This window comes from Arthrobacter sp. K41 (assembly GCF_059089645.1).
Genome location: NZ_JBNHEW010000003.1, coordinates 543,154 through 564,457, shown reverse-complemented (window position 1 = coordinate 564,457; position 21,304 = coordinate 543,154). Strand labels below are relative to the sequence as shown.

Sequence of the window (21,304 nt, the reverse complement as noted above, 5' to 3'; positions counted from 1 at the left end):
TATGGAAGCCCTCTGATGACATCCACTCCTGAAAAGACCCCTGAAAACACCCGCTCCTTCGAGCCCCGCTACGGCCAGATGCTAAGTCCGGAAGCCAAGGGCATCCTGGTCCTTGACGAATTTACCCTTGACCCGGAAGCGGCCCGCAAGGAGCAGCACGGCTTCCGCGCCGGCATGGCCGCCGTCGCCACCACTATGCGCCGCATCGCCGCGTTGCGCGTAGTGATCGCAGTTGTGGCCATCGCTAATCTGCCTCTGTTCCTGCTCTCCAGCGGATGGTGGATTTACGGCGTCTCACTCACCTTGGTAGTCGCCGTGCACACCGCCGTCACCTTGCTCAACCGCCACGAGCCGCGGCTCAAGCAGCGCTCCGCTTTGGAGCTGCACCTCCACCGCGAACGCAGTGCCAACTACCGCAAGGTCCGTGACGCCGTGAAGTACATGATTGACACCCCGAGCCGGATGAACGAGCACCTCTACCTGGAGCTGCTCGCTGCCAAGCGTGTTGCCCTTAACCTGGCGCACGGCACGGTTGCCCTCCTGGACACGAGCGACGATTCCGCCTGGAAGGTGCGGATCGTCCGCGAATTGCCGGCAACCAGCTAGAGGCACCGTCCCTAGCAACACCTTCAAAACGTACAACGCCGGCCCGCCCCTTCTGGGGGCGCGCCGGCGTCGTTCTTTGGTCAACGGAATTTGTCTATCGCCGACCGATTGGGGCGCCCTTGCAGGCGTCGGGCACTACCGTGCCGTCGCTCAAACCGGAAAGGGTTTAAGCCGGGAGCTGGATGACCTGTCCTGCGAAGACGAGGTTCGGGTCAGCAATGGTGTCCAGGTTCGCGTCGGCAAGGTGCTGCCAGCCGCCTTGGATACCCAGCTTATCGGCCACAATGCTCAGGGTGTCGCCTGCCTGCAGGGTGTAGGTTTCGCCGCTCAGGGCAACCGCGGTGACGTGCCTGGCGACGGGCGCCTTGGCAGCCGGTGTTGAGACGACCGGCGCGCTCAGGACGGGGGCGGCCTGAACCGGTGCGGCCTGAACCGGTGCTGCCTGGACGGGAACGCTTTGCACGGGAACGCTCTGTGGTGCAACACCGGTGGCGCCCCCGCTCAAGCCGAGCTGTGCAGCGCAGGACGGCCAGGCGCCCCAGCCCTGCGATGCCTGAACCTGCTCGGCGACGGCGATCTGCTGCTCGCGGCTCGCGTTAGCGGCTGAACCCGTGCCGCCGTAGGCTGCCCACGTGTTGGGGCTGAACTGAAGGCCGCCGCTGTAGCCGTTGCCGGTGTTGATGGCCCAGTTGCCGCCGCTCTCACATTGTGCGAGCGCGTCCCAGGTGGACGTGCTGGTCGCGGCGTTGGCTGCGGTGGCCGAAAGGGCCAGCCCGGCAGCCGAAATGGCGGCTACGGTGGCTCCGCGGCGCGCGACAGTACGGAAAGTGGTGTTTTTCATGATGGTGATGCTCCTGAAGGCCACCTGCGCTGGTTCCGTCCCCGGAGATCGTCGCGCCACTGCCCACCCCTGACGAATAGAGGTCAAGTTCGGCCGCTGCCAGCTGGGCAGTTCTGGTGGAGGCAGCACCGGGCATTACTGCGCCCGCGTTCGCGGGCATGGGTCTCACGCTAGGACATCATCCGGCCGTTATCAAATCGAGACCTTGTCTGGGTGGTGGCTGACTGTTTGCTGGCCGAGCGCTTCAGCCAGGTAGGGGGCCGTGCGGCTTTTACGGGACGTTGCGACGGCGGCTGGTGTCCCGGTAGCCATGATCTGCCCGCCCTTGTCCCCGCCTGCAGGGCCCAAATCAATCACCCAGTCCGCTCCGGCGACCACTGCCATCTCGTGCTCAACAACCACCACAGAGTTTCCGGCGTCCACCAATCCGTGGAGCTGTGCCATCAGCAGTTCCACGTCGGCTGGGTGCAGCCCGGTCGTAGGCTCGTCCAGCAAGTACAGGGTGTGTCCCCGCTGGGCCCGTTGAAGCTCCGTGGCCAACTTGATGCGCTGCGCCTCACCGCCGGAGAGCTCCGTGGCAGGCTGCCCCAGCCGAAGATAACCGAGTCCAACATCCTGCAGGCTTGTGAGGCTGCGGGCCGCGGCGGGTACGTGGGCGAGGAACGCCGCGGCAGTGTCCACCGTCATGGCCAGCACTTCGGCCACATTCTTGCCCCGGTACTCCACCTCGAGCGTTTGCGGGTTGTAGCGGGACCCGGCACATTCCGGGCAGGGGCCGTAACTGCCGGGCAGGAAGAGCAGTTCGACGGCAACGAAACCCTCGCCCTGGCACGTCTCGCAGCGGCCGCCGGCCACGTTGAAGGAAAACCTGCCCGCACCGTATCCCCGAAGTCCTGCTTGTTCCGTGGCGGCAAATTCCTTGCGGACGGCGTCAAAAAGACCCGTGTAGGTGGCGAGGTTGGAGCGCGGCGTCCGCCCGATGGGCTTTTGGTCCACGGTTACCAGGCGGTCGATGTGCTCGCTTCCGGTGACGGCTCCCAGGGCCAACGGGTCCGCCGCGTCATCCGGCTCCACGGGCGTCTTGAGCCCGTAGCCCACTACCTCCGCCAGCACACGGCCTACAAGGGTGGACTTGCCCGAGCCGGATACGCCGGTGACGGCAGTCAGGACACCCAGGGGAAAACGCGCGTCCAGTCCGCGCAGGTTGTGCCGGCTTACGTCCTTGAGCTCCAGCCATCCGGCGGGCTCCCGGGTCAGGCCCTTGCGTGCATCGCCGCGGACATTGCCGGGGACCTTCGGCAGGGTTTCGCCGAACAGGAAAGGCCGGGTGACCGAGGCTTCAATACCCGCAAGCCCATCGACCGGTCCGCTGTAGAGCACGTCGCCGCCGCCTTCGCCCGCCCGCGGGCCGACGTCCACCAGCCAGTCCGCTCTGCGCACCACGTCCATGTTGTGCTCCACCACAAACACTGAGTTGCCGGAAGACTTCAGTTGCTCCAGCACGTCCAGGAGGGGCTCGGCGTCGGCCGGGTGCAGCCCTGCGGAGGGTTCGTCCAACACATAGATGACGCCGAAGAGGCCGGAGCGCAGTTGGGTGGCGATGCGGAGCCGCTGCATCTCGCCCGGCGACAGCGTAGGCGTAGCCCGGCCCAGGGCGAGGTAGCCCAGCCCGAGGTCCAGCAGGACGGTGATGCGCTGGAGCAGGTCCCGGGTGATCGCCACGGCCACCTCGTTGGACTCTCCCGAAACGTGCGTGCGCGAGGCCGTCCCGGCGTCGTGCAGCTCGGAGGTGGGGCGCACGATTTCCGCAAGGTCCGCCATGGGGAGCCGGTTCAGTTCCGCGATGGTCCTGCCTGCGAAGGTCACGGCCAGGGCTTCCTGGGTCAGCCCTGCGCCTGCACAGCGCGGGCACGGCCCGGACTCCATGAACGCCAGCACCCGCTCACGCATGGCGGCACTTTGCGAATCAGCCAGCGTATGGAGGACGTAGCTCCTGGCGCTCCAGAATCGCCCCTTGTACGGCTTGGCAACGCGGTCCCGCTGTGGAGTCACCTCCACCACGGGCTGTTCCTCCGTGAAGAGGATCCAGTCGCGGTGCTTTTGGGGCAGCTTGCGCCAGGGTGTGTCGACGTCGTAACCCAGGTGGGTGAGGATGTCCCGAAGGTTTTTCCCCTGCCAGGCCCCGGGCCACGCGGCGATGGCGCCGTCGCGGATGCTTAGGGAGGGATCCGGGACGAGCGAGGACTCGGTGACGGTGTGTGCGATGCCCAGGCCGTGGCATTCCGTGCATGCCCCGGCAGCCGTGTTGGGGGAGAAGGCGTCCGAGTCCAGCTGGCTGCTGCCGGCTGGGTAGGTTCCCGCGCGGGAGAAGAGCATACGCAGGGAATTGGAGAGCGTGGTGACTGTTCCTACCGTTGACCGGCTGCTGGGTGCGCCGCGGCGCTGTTGAAGCGCGACGGCGGGTGGGAGGCCGCTGATCAGCTCCACCTTTGGATTGTGCCCCTGCTGGATAAGGCGGCGGGCATATGGGGCCACGGACTCGAAGTAGCGGCGCTGCGCCTCGGCGTAGATCGTGCCGAAGGCCAGGGAGGACTTGCCGGAGCCGGAAACCCCGGTAAAGGCCACGATCGCATCCCGCGGAATGTCAACGTCCACGTTGCGGAGGTTGTTTTCGCGCGCTCCGCGCACCCGGACAAAGCCGTCGGTTGCATGGGCAGGAGCTGGATACTGCAGGTCATCAGCGTGCTTGGCATTCTGCATTGGCTCGACTCTAGTGGTGAAACCGGCGGAGGGCATTATCCTGACCGGATGGATAACTTTGCTGGCGGTACTGCCGTGCCTGAAACCGAACCTTTTCCAGGGGAGCCAGAGGTCCCTACCAGGCTCCTCCCGGTGGCGGAGCTGCACCTCCATATTGAGGGGACCCTGCAGCCGGAGTTGATCTTTGCGCTGGCCGAACGCAACGGCATTGCATTGCCCTACAGCGGGATTGAAGAGCTTCGGGCCCGGTACGAGTTCACCGACCTGCAGTCCTTCCTTGATCTGTACTACGCCAACATGGCCGTTCTGCAGACTGAAGAGGACTTTGCGGCGATGACCCACGCTTATCTGGAAAGGGCCGCTGCAGCCGGGGTCCGGCATGCCGAGATCATGATGGACCCGCAGGCGCACCTCGCCCGCGGCATTTCCCTGGAAACCTGCGTCAACGGTGTCGCCTCGGTCCTGGTGACGTCCGAGGAGGACTTTGGGATCTCCACGATGCTGATCGCGGCGTTCCTGCGGGATCTTCCCGAGGAGTCCGCACTGGAAGTCCTCGACGGGCTGCTGGCCATGAACGCACCCATCGGAGCCATCGGGCTGGACTCGGCGGAGGTGGGCAACCCGCCGTCGAAGTTTGAGCGGCTTTACGCCAAGGCGCGCGAAGCGGGCCTGCGGCTGACCGCCCACGCAGGCGAGGAAGGGCCGGCGTCGTACATCGTTGAAGCCCTGGACATCCTCGGTGTGGAGCGCATCGACCACGGCATCCGCTGCATGGACGATCCGGACCTGGTGGAGCGTCTCGTGGACGCGCGGATCCCGCTGACGGTGTGCCCGTTGTCCAACGTCCGGCTGCGCGCCGTCGATACCCTAGCGGACCACCCGCTGCCCGCCATGCTCGCAGCCGGGCTCAATGTGTCTGTCAATTCGGACGACCCCGCCTATTTCGGCGGCTATGTGGATGACAATTTCACCCAGCTGGAAGCAGCCTTCGAACTCTCCGATTTCGACAAGGCCAGGCTGGCGGCAAACTCCATCCATTCGTCCTTTGCTTCGGAGGAGCGGAAGGCGGAATTGCTGGACGAACTGAACAGCGGCGAAGTAACGCACTGACGCCTGCTGTGTCCCACGCAACGTCCGTCCCCGGTTACCGCTAAACTTGGTGCCGCAGGCGTGTCTGGGGAAGTGCAGTGCGGCACCCATGTCAGCGCTCCGGGTTGTGCAGCCAGCCCTACAACCCGATACTCCAGACCCACTTGTTGAAACGTACGCTTCACAGTCGGTCACGACACGCAGAGTTAACCATTTCAAGTCGCGCGATGTTACGGGCAGTTGGCATGATGCCTAAGACCGATCGCTTTTATAAAGGGGAATCATGGCCAAGTCCACCGCAGAAAACACCTTCCTTCGACTCAAGACCGTGCTGGATGTCCTGACCGAAGGCGTGTGGTCCGGCGATGCACTGAACGCAGGCGAGGTCCTCGCGGAGGCCACGGCACGCGTGCCGTTCAACGAGCACGAGCGTGAGCTGCTCAGCGGCGGCATTCCCCGCGGCCACAAAACGCTGACCTCCGCCACGGCCAAGCTCGTTAAGGCCGGCTGGCTGGTTAAGGGCCGCACCGGCTGGACTATCACCGAAGAAGGCATGCGGGCAACGGTAGCGTTCCCGGACCCGGTGTCCTTCGCCACCGCGCTCGACGCCGGCACCCCCGTTCCTGCCGACACCCCGGTTCCCACGGCACCGGCCGGCTTCGTCCGTAAGACGACCGCGGTTCCCGCAGCCGCAGTACCGGCGCAGGCCGCGGCCAAGACGGAGACCAAGAAGCCGGCCGCGAAGAAGACTCCAGCGAAGAAGGCCGCTGCAGCCGTGGGCAAGGCAGCAAAGGCCATCGAGGACGCAGTCGAACCCGTGGTCAACGCCGTCAAGGGCAAGGCTCCGGCCAAGGCGTCGACCGAAACTGTTGTTGAACCGGTTGAGGACGCGGACGTTGAGACTCACCCGCAGCCGGAAGCGGTGGCTGTTGCAGGCGACTTCAACACCATCCTCGGCGCTCCTGAGAACTGGGCGCCCCAGTACGACGAGGCCCAGATGGAGTTCGACTTCCTGGACCAGCTGTGGAAAAAGAGCGCCGAACTTCCGGCGGGCCACTACACCTTCAAGATTGCCCTGAACCGGTCCTGGGACGAGAACTACGGAGCATTCGGTACCTTCGACGGCCCCAACCACGAGCTGTACCACGACGGCGGAACTGTCACCATCCGCTACAACCACAGCACCCGCGACATCACCATCAACTAGGCGCCCCGGATCCAACCGGGTTGCGCCAGGTTCCGTTGCGAAGCGTCAAAACGGCTCCTGGCGCTACCTGGTTGGGCAGGAAGCGCTGACTGAGGGGAGGCACCATGGCCAGGAACGAAGATTCGTCTTCCGACCCGTCTGCCACTGATGCTGAAGCGGTGCGTTTGACTGCCCGTGTATCTGGCGTGGTGCAGGGTGTCGGCTTCCGTTATTGGACCATGGGCAAGGCGGAGGAGCTGGGTCTCACCGGTGAGGTGAAAAACCTCGACGACGGCTCGGTCGCCCTCGTGGCTGAAGGGCCGCAGTGGAAAATCCACGAGCTGCGCGCATGGCTGAACTCCGACGCCACGCCAGGCCGGGTGGAACAGGTGGAGGACTCGATCTCCCCGGCTGAGGGCAACTTCAACGGCTTCAGGACCCGCTGACCCTGCTCCGCGGGGTGCCTCCGTGCCCGGTGGATCTGCCGGGTTTAGGGGATCCCTGGTCCCGTGGGCTGAGGCCGAGAAACGCTCCGAGCTCCTCCAGGGCCATGGGCCGACGCGGCATGTAGCTGGTGAGTTCGGGCGAGCGGATAATGACCGCCCGCCACTGCCCACGCGATACTGCCACATTGATCCGGTTCCTGTTCAGCAGGAACTCGGCCCCGCGTGGGGCCTCGCCCACTGCCGAACATGCCATCGACACCAGGACCACCGGCGCTTCCTGGCCTTGGAACTTATCGGCTGTCCCCACCCGGACGCCGGGCAGGCCTGCCTCCCCGAGGGCTTGCCGGATCACATGGACCTGCGCGTTGTACGCGGCAACCACCAAAACGTCTTCGAGCCCCAGGGGCCGGGACTCCGTTCCCGCACCGGAAGTCCACTTGAGCCCGAGGTGCCGCCGCACCTGACGGACCACCTCGGCAGCTTCTTCCTTCGATGCCGTGGTATTGCCGCTGTGGTTGACGAAAGCGGTTTCAACCCCTGGCGGGAGTCCCTCGAGCTCCCGTTCGGAAGCCGCAGGCGCCGCGTGGAGCTTGCCTTCGTAGCTCAGCCGGGAGACTGCCCGGCACAGCTCCGGGTGCATCCGCCAGCTGTCCGCGAGGAAATACCCAAGGTTGGCAGGCAGGGTGGCGTGTCCTGCAGCGAGCCAGCCCAGCGCTGATTCATCCACGGGTTCGGGGTGTGCGCCCTGCGTGACCTGCGGCAGTTGCTGGGGATCGCCCAGCAGGAGAAGCCGCTTCGCCGCCCGGGAGACGGCCAGCGTGTTCGCGAGCGAGAACTGTCCGGCTTCGTCAATGACCAGCAGGTCCAGCGAACCGCGCGGGACGTCCTTGCCGGTCATGGTCCAAGCCGTGCCGCCTACCAGGCAGCCGCCCACTGAAGCCAACAACGCGACGACGTCGCCATCGGCGGTCTGCCTCCACGGGACGTCGTGCGGCGCCGCCAACTTCTTCGCTACTACAGCGGGATCTACGCCGCCGGTCCTGATGGCACAGCAGAGCAGGTTTTCGACGACGTTGTGCGACTGGCCCACGACGCCGATCTTCCAGCCTTCGGCGACAAGCCTGGCGATCACGTGGGCACCAACGAACGTCTTTCCCGTGCCCGGGGGTCCCTGGACAGCGAGGTAGGAACGGTCAAGGTCACGGATGGAAGCGGTGATTGCAGCGGCGTAGGCAGGGGAACCGTCCGGCCCGTGCGGGACGTCCACCGGATGCCGGAGGGAGCGGAACCGCGGGGGTTGCTTGCGCAGGATGTCCAGGCCCGGCTGGGCCGGCAGGTCCGGCACGGAGGCGCCAACTGTGGCGGCAATTTCCGCGATGGCAGCTTCGATGCTGGCCGTAGCAAGGGGCTGGTCCTCGGTGAGGGCAACGGGCAGGTGTGGATAGGCGGCAACCTTGCCGGACTCACGCTCGGCGACGGTGATGATGGTATGTTCCGGGTTGTCGGGTGCCGCTGACAATTCACTGATCCTGGTCCCGAACGTGAAAGCCCTGGCTCCAGGAGCGGCGTCAGGCGCGGCCATACCGTCAGGAGGCGGGGCATCGTAGAGGCGGCACCAGCTGGAATCCGGCCGGAAGTCCGATCCCTCCGTCATGGTGCCGCGGAGGCGCAGTATCCGTGTGCGCATCCGCTCCCGCGGCTTGGCGAGGGCCCAGTCTGATGTCACCTCTGCCGATTCCACCACAAAGACGTTCCGCTGGTCGGACCAGTTCTCGATGGGTGCTTCCACGCGGTCGAAGTGCTGCCACCAGAACTGCTTGCGTTCGCGGCGGTGATATCCGGTAGCGGCGGCCACCATCGCGATGGCGCGTTCATCATCCGTCCAGGGGCGGTTGTCCGGCAGGCCGGCGAGGTACTCGCGCAGCCTGGATTCCTCGGGGCTTTCCTCTTGTGCCGGGCGTTCCCGGGACGCCGCAGCGGGGCGGGCAGGCTTTGCTTCGGAAGTGACGTCTTTTGCAGCTTCCGTAACTCCCTGCCCGGCAATGTCCAGGAGCCAATCGCGCAACCGGAGGGTGGAGAGGCAGTCATAGTGGTTGTAGTCGGAGATTGATGCCAGGATCTTCTCCGCCTCCACAGTGTTCCCGGCGTCCCGGGCCGCACAGTACGCGGCGTAGGCGACGACGGAGGCGCCGGCGTCCTTGACATCCCCGGAGCGCAGGTTGTCGCCCATGTACAGCGGTTCAAGCTTCTTGATGGAGTACGACGCTTCGGAGATGCGCAGCGACTGCCGCACCGTGGCGTAGAGGTCCACGAGCAGGCCCTCCCTGAGCCAAGTGTCCACCGTGTCCTCGCCGGCCTGATGCGCAAGGGAGAGGTTCCGCAGGGCAGTCTTCTCGTACGCGGCGTAGTGGTAGACGTGCATGTCCGGATACCGGGCCCGGCGTTCCTCTACATAATCCAGGAACTCGAGGAAGGCACGGCGTTCCCCGGACCGGGAATGGGCCCAGAACGGGCGGAAGATGGGATCGCCGGCGTGGCCGGCACCCGGCGCCTCGACCACACCGAACAGATACTCGATGCCCCAGGCTCCGGTGGCAGGGTCCTGCCACAGGGGGTCGCCCTCGAAGTCGAAGAAGATGTCTCCCGGGCTGGGCAGGGGGAGCGCCCCTATGGTGTTCTCCGGCAGTACGGTGAACGAGACGGTGTGCGGCTGGCCGTCTTTTGTGAAGGTACGTGATCCGGCCGGGGTATCGAGGCCCAGCTGCATCCGGGCCTGCACCCGCAGCCGGGCCATTGAATTTTTGGCGTCCCCGGCTGGCATGGCAGCAAGCTCATCAATGGTGGTGATGCCGGCAGCACGCAGCTTCCTGCGCTGCACCACGGACATCCCTGCCACCATCAGCAGGTCCCGGTGGGCCTGTACTTGTTCTGCGCAGTAATCGCACCGGCCGCAGTGGACGATTTCCGGCTGCTGCCACCGCACGGTGGCATCAGCGGACCGGTGCTGCGCTGTCAGCTCCCGGAAGCGCCGGCGCCGTTCCCGAAAAACAGGCAGCAGGTCCGGGAGGGAGTGGCTGCTGCGGAGCCAGTCGTCATCCACGCGGGTACCCAGTACCAGGGTCACGGTGGGGGAGGGGTCAAGACCCATCCCGAGAAGCTGGTCCCCGTACGCCGCCAGCTGCAGCAAAGCACCCACCTTGGCGTGCCGGGCGAGCTTGGTGTCCCAGACTTCGTAGCGCCCGGAGCTGCCCGTGCCGGCAGCCTCGTTGACGAGGAAGTCCGCGTAGCCGAGAAATTCGCCGTCGAAAAACGTGGCCTGGAAAACGACGTCGGCGCCGGAACGGAGGGCGAGCTCCGTTTCCGCGTGCCTGGCCTGCAGCTCCCCGCGCAGGTTCTGGCCGCGTTCCAAGGAATAGACGCCCGCACCCCGGCTGGCATCCCACTCACCGTACTTGGCGACCAGGCTGGCGAGGACCGTTTGTTCGTGCTTGTCACCCAGCTCGCCGGCCCGGACCTGCATCTCGTCAGCCTCAAAGACAGCTTTAGGGGAGCGCCCCAGCTTCTCGTCCAGGATTCGGAGCGTCCGGTACTCGCACTCGCTGGCGGCCACGAGATCGCTGGCGGAAAACACCAGGTCCGGTGGCGCGCCGGCCGCTGCAGCTTCGAGCAAAAACACGGGGCCTCCCCATCGACAGCCGGGCCGGAAGACGGTTCCCCTGGCCCTGGATCCAACCTAGCAAGAGGCACTGACAATTCGGCGCCCGGCAAACCCACCCGGCAAAGGTCAGCTGTCTGCGGCCGCCCGCACCTGGGCCTTGTCGTGCTCCGCGTGGGCGCGACGCAGCAGGTCCAGGAACTCTGTCTCATTGCGGACGAGCCTCTTGTACTTCTCGGGCAGCTGTCGGATCTGGTCCTCCTCGCGGCACATACGGGCGAAGATCTTGTCGCGCTCCACCATGTCCGTCTCGTAGTTGAGATCCAGGTATTCGTTGGCGTGCCGCCGCGCTCCGGACACGGCGTTCTTGGCCTTGCCCTTGGGGCTGAAGATGGAGGCAAGAATAGTCACCACGAGGACGCCGAGGATCACGCTCAGGGAAACCTGGGTGCTGACTTCCACCACGTTGACGTGTTCGCCGTCGTTGATGAACGGCAGAGTGTTCTCGTGGAGTGCGTGCAGGATGAGCTTGACGCCGATGAAGCCGAGGATTGCTGCCAGGCCGTAGGAGAGGAAGATCAGCCGGTCCAGCAGCCCGTCGATCAGAAAAAACAGTTGCCGCAAACCCATCAGGGAGAACGCGGTGGCGGTGAAAACGATGAACACGTTCTGGGTCAGGCCAAAGATTGCGGGAATGGAATCGAGCGCAAAGAGGATGTCCGTGCCGCCGATGGCCACCATTACCAGCAGCATCGGGGTGAGGACGCGCTTGCCGTTTTCCATGGTGAAGAGCTTGTCGCCGTCGTAGTGTTCCGACGCCGGAAGGAACTTCTTGGCGAGCCGGACCACGAGCCCTTCAGACTCGTCGTCGTGGGAGTTCGGGCGGAGCAGGTTGCCGGCAGTGACGAGCAGAATGAGGCCGAAAATGTAGAACACCCAGGCGAAACTGTTGATCAGCGCGGCGCCAAGGAAGATGAACGCGGTGCGGGCGATGAGCGAGAAAACAATGCCGAACAGCAGCACCTTCTGCTGGTCCGCGCGGGGCACCCTGAAGCTGGCCATGATGATGAGGAACACAAAGAGGTTGTCCACGGACAGCGCCTTTTCCGTGACGTACCCCGCAAAGTATTCCGTGCCCATCGTGGGCCCGCCGAAGAACAGCACCCCCAGACCGAAGAGCAGCGCAATGCCCACATAGATGGCGGACCAAATGGCGGATTCCTTGAGCGAGGGCGTGTGGGCCTTTCGCACATGGAAAAAGAAATCGAAGGCCAGCAGGCCAACAATTCCTGCGATGGTCAGGGTCCAGACATAGGAGGGTACTTCCACGCGGCGGGCCTTTCGTCGTCAGTGTCCTTCCAGCCTACCCGCGCGGGCGGCGGCTAAGCAGGCTTGAGGAGTTCATGCTCCACGACGGCGCTGCGGGACAGCGTCTTGTACCCCTCCTGATCGAACAGGACGGTAATCACGTCGTCCTCGTGCCGCATCACCAGCCCCGGACCCCACTCCTTGTGGACCACAGCGGACTGCAGCGGGAAGGGTTCCCCGGCGCCCGAAGCGGCCTGTTCCGCGGACCCTGGAGCGCCGCCGTCGTGGGTTTGTGCTCCCGCGTCAGGCGCATCTGCGCGGTTGGCAGCCTCGGCGCAGGCGTCGCAGTTGCCGCACGGCTCCGGCAGGTCTTCGCCGAAGTAGCCGAGCAGGAACTGCCGCCGGCAGCTGTCCGTCTCCGCGAACGCGCGCATCATGGTGAGCCGGGACTGGTCCACCCGTTGCCTGGCTTCGGCCATGTCGACGGCGCGCTCCACCAAGGTTGGCAGCTTGGCTTTGGAGGTGAGCCGGATGCCCCGCTTGCCGGTGGTGACGCCGCCCGTCTCCTCGAGCTGGTTCACAAGGCCCGTGACCCGCCGGGCGGGGAAGCCGCTGAGCTCCGCCAGGGAGGTCTTGGGCACCGGTGCGCCCGCGGATTTGAGGACCTTCAGCACCTCCAGTAGAGAGTCAGGATCGGGGGAGTGGGTGCCGAAGAACTTGCGCAGTCCCAAATCCTCGGCACGGTAGTGCAGCACAGCCGACGCGGGTTCGCCGTCACGGCCTGCCCTGCCGATTTCCTGGTAGTAGGAGTCCAGGGATTCCGGGATGTCCGCGTGCACCACGAACCGCACATTGGGTTTATCGATACCCATGCCGAAAGCGGTGGTGGCAACCACCACGTCCAGCTGGTCGTCCAGGAACAGCTCGTGGATGCGCTCGCGGTCTGCCGCGGAACGGCCAGCGTGGTACGCCTCCGCCCGGAGCCCCTCGTCCTCGAGCTTGGCGGCGTACTTTTCCGTGTCCTTGCGGGTGGCGGCGTAGAGCAGCCCTTGACCCTGTTCCCGGGCCAGCGCCGCTACCTGCTCCAGCACAGCCTTGCGCTTGCCCTTGTCCTCCTGGTGGCGGACCACGTCGAGGGAAATGTTGGGCCGGTCGAAGCCGTGGACCAGGACCAGCGGGTCCTTCATGCCCAGCCGCTCACAGATTTCATCGCGCACGGGCGGTGACGCGGTGGCCGTCAGCGCTGCTACCGGCGGGTTGCCCAAGCGTTCCCGGACACTGCCGAGGTTGAGGTAGTCGGGCCGGAAGTCGTGGCCCCAGGAGGAGACGCAGTGTGCCTCGTCCACTACAAACATGGAGATGTCCAGCTTGGCGATGCGGTCCACGGTTTCCTGCTTGGCCAGCTGCTCCGGTGCCAGGAAGAGGAAGGTTGCCTCGCCGGATTCTGCCGCCTGCCAGGCAGCTTCCACCTCGGAGTCGGTGCGGGAGGAGTTGACGGCGACGGCGGCCCCTTCGCCCAGTTCCGCGGCCAGGCCGTCCAGCTGGTCCTCCTGCAGGGCAATAAGGGGGGAGACCACGACGACCGGGCGTCCCATTGTGCTGTGCAGGTACCGGCCAGCGACCTGATAGATGGCTGATTTGCCGTATCCGGTGGGCATCACGGCCAGGACATCACGACCGTCCGCGAGGGCACGGATGCCATCGAGCTGGCCATCGTGCAGGTGGGGCAGGGAAAAGGAGGACGCCGCAAGGGCGCTGAGGGCAAGATCGTCGGACATTAGGGAGCGGCTCCGCACAGTGGTTCCTGCGGCCGCTTGCTTCAGCCGAGGTACCCAGCCTAGCGCGGGCCGGGCAGCGCCGTCGTCCCTGTCACCGCCATGTGGACAACCACCCCTCCCGTCGTCCGCTTCCCCGTCGCCCTCCTTGACTTCCGGGCCACCCTGAACAACTGTGGAGGAAACCGGTCTGCCGGCAGAAGCTGTGGCATTTGGGGCCGGGACAGCCAAGGAGAGTGCACCGTGACGCGCAAAAACCCGAAGGTCGAAGAAGCCGACGAGTCCGAGCTTGAGGTGACCGGACACCCTAAGTCGTGGGCGGCGGGAGTGCCCGGCGTTTACCACTCCATGCAGCCAGCAATTAAGCACATGGGCCTTGAAAGGTCCGCGAAGACGCTGCTGGCGCTGAACCAGAAGGAAGGGTTCGACTGCATGAGCTGCGCCTGGCCGGACCCCGGCCACCGCAAGACGTTCGAATTCTGCGAAAACGGTGCCAAGGCAGTGACGTGGGAGGCCACCCCCGTTGTTGTCGCGCGGGAGTTCTGGGCGGAGCACCCTGTCAGCGAACTGCGGAAGCGGTCCGAGTACTGGCTGGGAATGCAGGGCCGGCTCACCGAACCCGTGTACAAAGCGGCCGGTGAGGACCACTACCGGCCCGTCAGCTGGGACCGGGCTTTCCAAATTATGGCAGACAAGCTGACGTCACTGTCGAGCCCGCATGAGGCAACTTTTTACACCAGTGGCCGCACATCCAACGAGGCCGCGTTCCTGTTCCAGCTGTTTATCCGCGGGTATGGCACCAACAACCTGCCGGACTGCTCCAACATGTGCCACGAGTCCTCCGGCTGGGGCATGGGCCAGACCATCGGCGTGGGCAAGGCCACGGTCTCCTACGACGACTTCGCCAAAGCCGATCTGATCATCATCATGGGGCAGAACCCCGGAACGAACCATCCTCGTATGCTCACCGCCCTGGAAGAAGCCAAGGAGGCGGGTGCAAACATCGTGGCGGTCAATCCGCTGCCGGAAGCCGGCCTGATGCGCTACAAGAACCCGCAGAAGGTCAAGGGAATCATAGGCCGCGGCACGGATTTGGCCGACCAGTTCCTGCAGGTCCGCATCGGCGGCGATATGGCGTTGCTGCAGGCGGTGTCCAAGCGCGTGCTTGATGCCGAGGCTGCGAATCCGGGTACCGTGCTGGACCATCAGTTCCTTGAGGAACACTGCCAGGGGCTTGAGGAGCTCCGGGCGCACCTTGCTGAACTGGACGAGTCAGCCGTCCTTGAGGCTACGGGGCTGCGTGCCGAGGAGATCGACGAACTGGCTGACCGGTACCTCCGCGCGGAGAAGGTGATCATCACCTGGGCCATGGGAATTACCCAGCAGAAAAAGGGCGTCGCCACCATCAAGGAGATCATCAACCTGTTGCTGCTGCGCGGAAACATCGGCAAGCCCGGCGCCGGGGCCTCACCCATCCGCGGACACAGCAACGTCCAGGGGGACCGCACCATGGGCATCTGGGAGCAGATGCCGCCGGCGTTCCTGGACGCCCTGGGTAAGGAATTCAACTTTGAACCACCGCGGGACCATGGCGCGGATGCGGTGGAAACCATCCGGCAGATGCGCGACGGCGGCATGAAAGTGTTCATAGCCATGGGCGGCAATTTCGTGGGCGCCATGTCAGACACCCATGAGGCTGAAAGGGCGATGGAAAACACGGATCTTTCGGTCCAGATCTCCACCAAGCTCAATCATTCCCACGCCGTGACGGGGACCGAGGCCTTGATTCTGCCGACGCTGGGACGCACGGAGATCGACCGGCAGGAGTCCGGGCCCCAGTTCGTCTCAGTGGAGGACACTGTCTGTGCGGTGCACGCCTCCCACGGCACTGTTGAGCCAGTAGCGCCGGGGCTGCTTTCCGAGGTTGCGATCGTCTGCCGGCTTGCTCAGCGGGTGCTCGGCAACAAGCTCTCCGCTGACTGGGGCGGTTTCGAAAAGAACTACGACCTGATCCGGGACCATATCTCCCACGTGGTGGTTGGCTGCGAGGACTACAACCGGAAAATCCGGCAGGACGGCGGGTTCATCCTGCCCAATGGACCCCGGGACTCGCGCACCTTCCACACGCCCACCGGCAAGGCCATGCTCACCGTGAACGAACTCGAGCATGTGGAACGGCCTGCAGGCACTCTGATCCTGCAGAGCATGCGCTCGCACGACCAGTTCAACACCACCATCTACGGCCACAACGACCGGTACCGGGGCATCAAAAAGGGCCGCGAAGTGGTGTTCGTGAACCCGGCGGACCTGGCCGAACTGGGGCTCGAGGACGGGCAGCATGTGGATGTCCGCGGCGTGTATCCGGACAACGTTGAGCGGGTACTGCGGAACTATCGTCTGGTGTCCTACCCGTCAGCGCGGGGATGCGCTGCGGCCTATTATCCGGAAGCCAACGTCCTGGTGCCGCTGGAGAGTGTGGCAGAAGGCAGCCAGACGCCCGTGTCCAAGGCTGTGGTCGTGCGGCTTGAGCCCGTGCAGGTACTTGAAGAGGAGCCCACCGCAGCGGGATAGCGCACCCGGCCGGGCCCGGCGGTTATTGGGCGGTGTCCGCCCATCCCTTACTGGCCGGGCCGCCGTCCTGGCCGTCTTCACAAAGCTGGAAAGCAACGCGGGCCGCCTTCTCCACAGAGGCGCGCGAGGCTTCCCGCGTGCCCGCGCTGCCAGTGCCCGCATCCAGTCCAGCCGCATAGCCCACCAAGAAGGTGGTGACCGGCGCCGCCGGGTGGATGACAGATTCCGCGGACTTCCGGGCCAGGTCCAGAAGCAGTTCATTGTCCACGTCCATGTCCAGGATTTGCAGAGCCTGGGCAAGCCGGTTGCTCCACTGGTCCAATACTTGTGCTTCTTCGTCACTGACTGCCATGGTTTGCTCCCCGTTATGAGTTGGTTTGACTGTTTGCTGCGTTCCCGTGGCCGACACTACAAGGCTTCGCGGCTGAAGTCATCGGGTTCCCAAAACCCCTAATCGAAAAAAGGGTAGAGGCCCCTCGCTTATGACTCTGGATCAGCTTCCCTGACCGCACCTAGACTGGGCAGACCCCAGCCCAGGAGCGTTCGCACCTGATCCCCGGCAACAAGGAAGCGCCATTAGATCGGCGCCGTGCACTGCCTGCAGGGGTACATCACGACTCAATCATGGCTGCCCCACCCGGCAAGCCTGACAACAGGAGATACAGATGACAGGGAACAAAGCCGTTGCCTACAAAGCGCCTGGGAAAGTCGAACTGATCGACATTGACTATCCCACCTTCGAGCTCAAGGACGGGCCCGGCGTTAACCCCGCGAACGTGGGCCGCCCCGTTAACCACGGGGTAATCCTCAAGACCGTGGCCACCAACATCTGCGGATCGGACCAGCACATGGTGCGCGGACGCACCACAGCCCCGCCAAACCTGGTGCTGGGCCACGAGATCACCGGCGAAGTGGTGGAGGTGGGCCGCGATGTCGAGTTCATCAAGGTCGGAGACCTCTGTTCGGTCCCGTTCAACATCGCCTGCGGGCGCTGCCGGAACTGCAAGGAACGCAAGACCGGCATCTGCCTGAACGTGAACCCGGACCGGCCAGGAAGCGCCTACGGCTACGTGGACATGGGTGGTTGGGTAGGCGGACAGGCGAACTACGTGCTGGTGCCGTACGCCGACTGGAACCTGCTGAAGTTCCCGGACAAGGACCGGGCCATGGAGAAGATCCTGGACCTGGCCATGCTGTCGGACATCTTCCCCACGGGTTACCATGGCGCCGTCACCGCCGGAGTCGGCGTGGGGTCCACTGTCTATGTTGCCGGCGCCGGACCCGTGGGCCTGGCAGCGGCGACGAGCGCGCACCTGCTGGGCGCCGCCGTCGTAATTGTGGGAGACCTCAACGAGGACCGGCTGGCGCAGGCACGCAGCTTCGGCTGTGAAACCGTGGACCTGACCAAGGGAGGACCTGCGGAGCAAATTGAACAGATCCTCGGCGTACCGGAAGTGGACTGCGGCGTGGACGCCGTGGGTTTTGAGGCGCGCGGGCACGGCCACGGGAAGGAAGCGGAGGAAGCACCTGCTACGGTGTTGAACTCCCTGATGGACATCACCGCCGCCGGCGGTGCCCTCGGCATCCCGGGACTGTACGTCACGGGCGACCCGGGCGGGATTGACGAGGCCGCCAAGAAGGGTGCGCTAAGCCTGAGCCTGGGAACCGGTTGGGCCAAGTCGCTGAGCTTCACCACAGGCCAGTGCCCGGTGATGAAGTACAACCGCCAGTTGATGATGGCCATCCTGCATGACCGGGTCAGCATCGCCAAGAACGTCAACGCCAAGGCCATCACGCTGGAAGAGGCACCAAAGGGCTACGCAGAGTTCGACGCAGGCGCGGCCACCAAGTACGTCCTCAACCCGAACGGGTACCTGAGCTGAGGCGGATCGGCGGACGGTGGTCCTGGTGACCCCGGTGCGGAAATAACGGCTGCCTGGCCCGGGTTAGGCTTTGCACGGGCAGCAACACCACCGCATTGAAGGAGATCCCCTTGAGCCAGATCACCGTCCGCCACAACCCTGACCGTCAGCGCTTTGAAATCCTCGACACCGGGAACGTGATCGGCAAGGCAGCCTACAAGGATTACGACGGCGGCGGCTCGCCCCAGCGGATTTTCTACCACACCGTGATCAACGAGGAGTACGGCGGGCAAGGTTTGGCGGGCCAGCTCGCCACCGTTGCCCTGGACGAGACGGTAAGTGCCGGGTTCGGAATTGTTCCGGTGTGCCCCTACATCAAGAAGTTCCTGACGAAGCACCCGCAATACGCGGCGAATACGGTCCGCACCGTCCCCGCCCACCTGGAATTCCTCGAGACCGCGTTGGCTGCCCGCACCCGCTAACGAAGCTCTCAGGCGGCTCCCAACCTACTGTGCTTTAATCAGCATCCTTAGCATCGGTGTGCGCTGGGCGCCCGATGCCTTTTTTCGTTGCTCGAGTTTGCAGGAGTTCTATGTCGGCCGACCCAGTGCTGCGTGCGGCAGGACGCCACTTCCGTACCCCCCGGAAGGGACTCCGGGCTTTGCCGCTGGCGCTGTTGTTCTCTTTTGCCGCCCTGTTGATCACCGCAGCCGTGGTGTTTGCGGCCGTCAGGTCCGGTTCCGGCCCGGCTGGCCCCGTCCCCGCAGCTGTCCCCGAAGCCCCTGTTGCCGTGGCTCCAGCTTCCCTGGAGGACCGCATCCAGTCCGTCCTGGATGAGAATGACGAGTACAGGGTTGGGATTGCTCTGGCGGACGTGTCCGGCGATGCCGCAAGGACTTTCGGTAACCAGGACGCCTTCACGGCCGCCAGCACCGCGAAGATCATTATTGCGGCGGCGTACTACCACCTCGTCGAGACCGGTGAGGCGGCCCTGGACGAGCCGCTGGGGGACTACGACGCTTCGTTCCAGCTCAAGTCCATGGTGAACAAGAGCAACAACGATTCGTGGCTGCTGTTGATGGATGCGGTGGGCTACCCGCAGTTAACGGAGTACGCCGCCTCCATCGGCGTCGCCTACGATCCGCAGGAAAATCTGCTGACGGCCGCCGAAATGGCATTGGTCCTCAAGCAGTTGTATGCCGGGGACCTGCTGAACCCGGACCACACTGCCCAGTTGCTCGGCTACATGCAGGACACCAACAACGAGGAACTGATTCCCGCCGGGTCGCAGGCCGGGGTGAAGGTGTTCCATAAGTACGGCGAGTTCGCCGGGGAACTCCACGACGCAGCAGTGCTGAGCTATCGGGGCTCCTCGTTTGTGCTGGTCATCTACACGGAGAACCCCGAGGGGACGGAAGAGCCGGGGCAGGCGGACGTGATCCGCGAGCTCACCGGAGTTGTGGAACAATCACTGTTCCCGCCCGTTCAGGTTGGTGAGTAAAGCCCCCTCGGTTCACCAAAGTCGTGCCGGCGCGGCGGCGTGCACCAGACTGTTTCCGTGAGCAACAATCCGCGGACTGCCCTGGCCGTCGCCGGCCTGAGCCTGGGCACGGCACTGAATCCCCTCAACTCCTCGATGATCGCCGTGGCGCTGGTAGTGCTCCGCGGAGATTTTGGGCTGGACGTCGCCGCCGTCACCTGGGTGGTCACATCCTTCTACCTCGCCTCCGCAGCCGGCCAGCCGGTGATGGGCAGGCTTGCCGACCGGTTCGGACCGCGGCGGATGTTCATGCTGGGCATGGCACTAATGGCCGTCACCTGCGCCCTGGCACCGCTCGCGCCGGACTTTGCCCTGCTCTGCGTGGCCAGGGCGGTGATGGCGCTGGGCACCGCCACCGCTTATCCCAGCGCAGTTGTGATGGTGGGAGCCATCGCGCACCGAGCCAATGTTGACTCCGCCCGCCCGCTGGGCCGGCTCCAGATGGCCAACACGTCCGCGGCAGCAGTGGGGCCTGTGGTGGGCGGCCTGCTGGTCAGTTTCGTTGGGTGGGAGGCACTGTTCCTCATCAACGTTCCGCTTGCGCTCGCAGCGCTGCTGATCGTCCGGCAGGCTGCCCCAAAGGATGAAGCCCGGGAACGGGGCAGCCTGGCGGAGCTGGTCAGGGATTCGGACATCCCCGGGATCTTCTGCTTCGTGGCGGCCCTGCTGCTGGTGATGATGGCGGCGCTGAATGTCGCACCGGCCTACCGCTGGTGGATGCTGGCCGCCGGAACTGCGATCGCCGCGCTGTTCGCCTGGCGCGAGCTGCGCTTCAACCGGCCGTTCCTGGATTTGAGGCTGCTGGGCCGCAACCGCCCGTTGATGCTGGTGTACCTGGGTTTCGCGCTGTTCAGCAGCGTCTACTACTTCGTCTTCTTCGGCCTGCCCCAGCTGCTGCAGGAAGCGGGCGGGTACGATCCCGGCGTGGTTGGCCTGTTGATGCTGCCGGTGGCTGCCATGTCAGTGATCGCCACGCCGTGGGCGGTCAAGGCGATGGGAAGGTTCGGGGTGCGGCGGGTGCTGATAGCCGGCGTCGTCCTCCTCACCGTCGTGGCCGCCTTGATGTGGCTGCTGACCGGAACCCTGGTGATTCCGCTGGTGGTGGTCCTGACAGCACTGATGGGTGTCCCGTATGGAACGGTCAGCATCGCCACGAACCAGGGCATGTTTGTTTCCACCCGGCCGCAGGAAAGGGGCGTGGCGGCGGGCATCTATCAGACCTGCCGTTACGTCGGCGCGATCGCCGCCACGGTGATGATCGGCGTCTTCGCGGCGGCCGGCGTGGACCAGGCAAGCTGGGCCCGGATGGTGCTTGCCATGCTGGTCCTCTGCGTGGTGACGTTCGGGGTCTGCCTGTTGTGGCGGCAGCGCGAAGCGTAGCGACTTCCACGGCTCGTGCGGAGGTGCATCCGCGGGGCTTATCGTGGAGCTATGGCTTCTCCAAAGGCGCAGCTGTACCTGGATATCACCGCCAAGGGCCTGTGCATTCTTGGCGCGGCGCTGATGATCTTCGGCCGCGGCGGATGGTTCTACGCGGGCGTCGGGATCGTGGTCCTGGGCGTGCTGTTCATCGGCGGCTCGCTGGTGGCCACGCGCGACCTGCGGCGGAGGGGATGGGACGGCACTAACCGGCCACCGGCCGGTTAGCGCCCCCCGCCGTCGCCT

Annotated in this window: 16 protein-coding genes; 10 read left to right on the top strand and 6 right to left on the bottom strand. The window is 65.0% G+C overall.

Annotated features, from left to right (window positions below):
* Positions 1–15: 15 nt before the first annotated feature.
* Positions 16–606 (top strand): hypothetical protein, encoded by a 591-nt coding sequence (locus AC5RTE_RS10155; RefSeq protein WP_494041253.1) that lies wholly within the window; start codon positions 16–18, stop codon positions 604–606.
* Positions 607–772: 166 nt separating this feature from the next.
* Here AC5RTE_RS10155 and AC5RTE_RS10150 read toward each other — a convergent pair whose 3' ends face one another.
* Positions 773–1,447 carry a transglycosylase family protein gene (locus tag AC5RTE_RS10150; protein ID WP_494041252.1) on the bottom strand — a complete coding sequence of 225 codons (675 nt, stop codon included), beginning with the start codon at positions 1,445–1,447 and terminating at the stop codon, positions 773–775.
* Positions 1,448–1,639: 192 nt separating this feature from the next.
* Positions 1,640–4,207 (bottom strand): excinuclease ABC subunit UvrA, encoded by a 2,568-nt coding sequence (gene uvrA, locus AC5RTE_RS10145; protein WP_494041251.1) that lies wholly within the window; start codon positions 4,205–4,207, stop codon positions 1,640–1,642.
* A 48-nt stretch (positions 4,208–4,255) separates the two neighbouring features.
* Here uvrA and AC5RTE_RS10140 point away from each other — a divergent pair, with 48 nt between their 5' ends.
* From AC5RTE_RS10140 to AC5RTE_RS10130, 3 genes are all read left to right on the top strand, one after another.
* Positions 4,256–5,317 carry an adenosine deaminase gene (locus AC5RTE_RS10140; RefSeq protein WP_494041250.1) on the top strand — a complete coding sequence of 354 codons (1,062 nt, stop codon included), beginning with the start codon at positions 4,256–4,258 and terminating at the stop codon, positions 5,315–5,317.
* A gap of 262 nt (positions 5,318–5,579) precedes the next feature.
* Complete coding sequence (locus AC5RTE_RS10135; protein ID WP_494041249.1) at positions 5,580–6,503, top strand: pullulanase X25 domain-containing protein; 924 nt, start codon at positions 5,580–5,582, stop codon at positions 6,501–6,503.
* Positions 6,504–6,607: 104 nt separating this feature from the next.
* Positions 6,608–6,928 (top strand): acylphosphatase, encoded by a 321-nt coding sequence (locus AC5RTE_RS10130; RefSeq protein WP_494041248.1) that lies wholly within the window; start codon positions 6,608–6,610, stop codon positions 6,926–6,928.
* Here AC5RTE_RS10130 and AC5RTE_RS10125 read toward each other — a convergent pair.
* The 3 genes from AC5RTE_RS10125 to AC5RTE_RS10115 all read right to left on the bottom strand — a co-directional run bounded on the left by AC5RTE_RS10125 (position 6,915) and on the right by AC5RTE_RS10115 (position 13,669).
* Entirely contained in the window at positions 6,915–10,604 is a 3,690-nt protein-coding gene (locus AC5RTE_RS10125; protein WP_494041247.1) for a TM0106 family RecB-like putative nuclease, read from the bottom strand. The two genes, AC5RTE_RS10130 and AC5RTE_RS10125, sit on opposite strands and share 14 nt — an antisense overlap.
* Positions 10,605–10,712: 108 nt before the next feature.
* Complete coding sequence (locus AC5RTE_RS10120; RefSeq protein ID WP_494041246.1) at positions 10,713–11,912, bottom strand: TerC family protein; 1,200 nt, start codon at positions 11,910–11,912, stop codon at positions 10,713–10,715.
* Positions 11,913–11,965: 53 nt separating this feature from the next.
* Positions 11,966–13,669, bottom strand: coding sequence for a RecQ family ATP-dependent DNA helicase (locus AC5RTE_RS10115; RefSeq protein ID WP_494041245.1), 1,704 nt, complete (start codon positions 13,667–13,669; stop codon positions 11,966–11,968).
* Positions 13,670–13,909: 240 nt separating this feature from the next.
* Here AC5RTE_RS10115 and AC5RTE_RS10110 point away from each other — a divergent pair, with 240 nt between their 5' ends.
* Positions 13,910–16,237 carry an FdhF/YdeP family oxidoreductase gene (locus AC5RTE_RS10110; RefSeq protein WP_494041244.1) on the top strand — a complete coding sequence of 776 codons (2,328 nt, stop codon included), beginning with the start codon at positions 13,910–13,912 and terminating at the stop codon, positions 16,235–16,237.
* 22 nt (positions 16,238–16,259) lie between these two features.
* Here AC5RTE_RS10110 and AC5RTE_RS10105 read toward each other — a convergent pair whose 3' ends face one another.
* A complete protein-coding gene (locus tag AC5RTE_RS10105; RefSeq protein ID WP_494041243.1) occupies positions 16,260–16,589 on the bottom strand; it encodes a DUF6457 domain-containing protein in 330 nt (109 codons plus the stop codon).
* Between the two features lie 313 nt (positions 16,590–16,902).
* On the opposite strand from AC5RTE_RS10105, the gene fdhA reads away from it, so the two are divergent.
* The 5 genes from fdhA to AC5RTE_RS10080 all read left to right on the top strand — a co-directional run bounded on the left by fdhA (position 16,903) and on the right by AC5RTE_RS10080 (position 21,286).
* Positions 16,903–18,120, top strand: coding sequence for a formaldehyde dehydrogenase, glutathione-independent (fdhA, locus tag AC5RTE_RS10100; RefSeq protein ID WP_494041242.1), 1,218 nt, complete (start codon positions 16,903–16,905; stop codon positions 18,118–18,120).
* Between the two features lie 110 nt (positions 18,121–18,230).
* Entirely contained in the window at positions 18,231–18,581 is a 351-nt protein-coding gene (locus AC5RTE_RS10095; protein WP_494041241.1) for a GNAT family N-acetyltransferase, read from the top strand.
* A gap of 110 nt (positions 18,582–18,691) precedes the next feature.
* Positions 18,692–19,600, top strand: a complete 909-nt coding sequence (locus tag AC5RTE_RS10090; protein WP_494041240.1) for a serine hydrolase — start codon at positions 18,692–18,694, stop codon at positions 19,598–19,600.
* 57 nt (positions 19,601–19,657) lie between these two features.
* Entirely contained in the window at positions 19,658–21,019 is a 1,362-nt protein-coding gene (locus AC5RTE_RS10085) for an MFS transporter (protein WP_494041239.1), read from the top strand.
* A gap of 51 nt (positions 21,020–21,070) precedes the next feature.
* Positions 21,071–21,286 carry a hypothetical protein gene (locus tag AC5RTE_RS10080; RefSeq protein WP_494041238.1) on the top strand — a complete coding sequence of 72 codons (216 nt, stop codon included), beginning with the start codon at positions 21,071–21,073 and terminating at the stop codon, positions 21,284–21,286.
* Positions 21,287–21,304 lie beyond the last annotated feature (18 nt).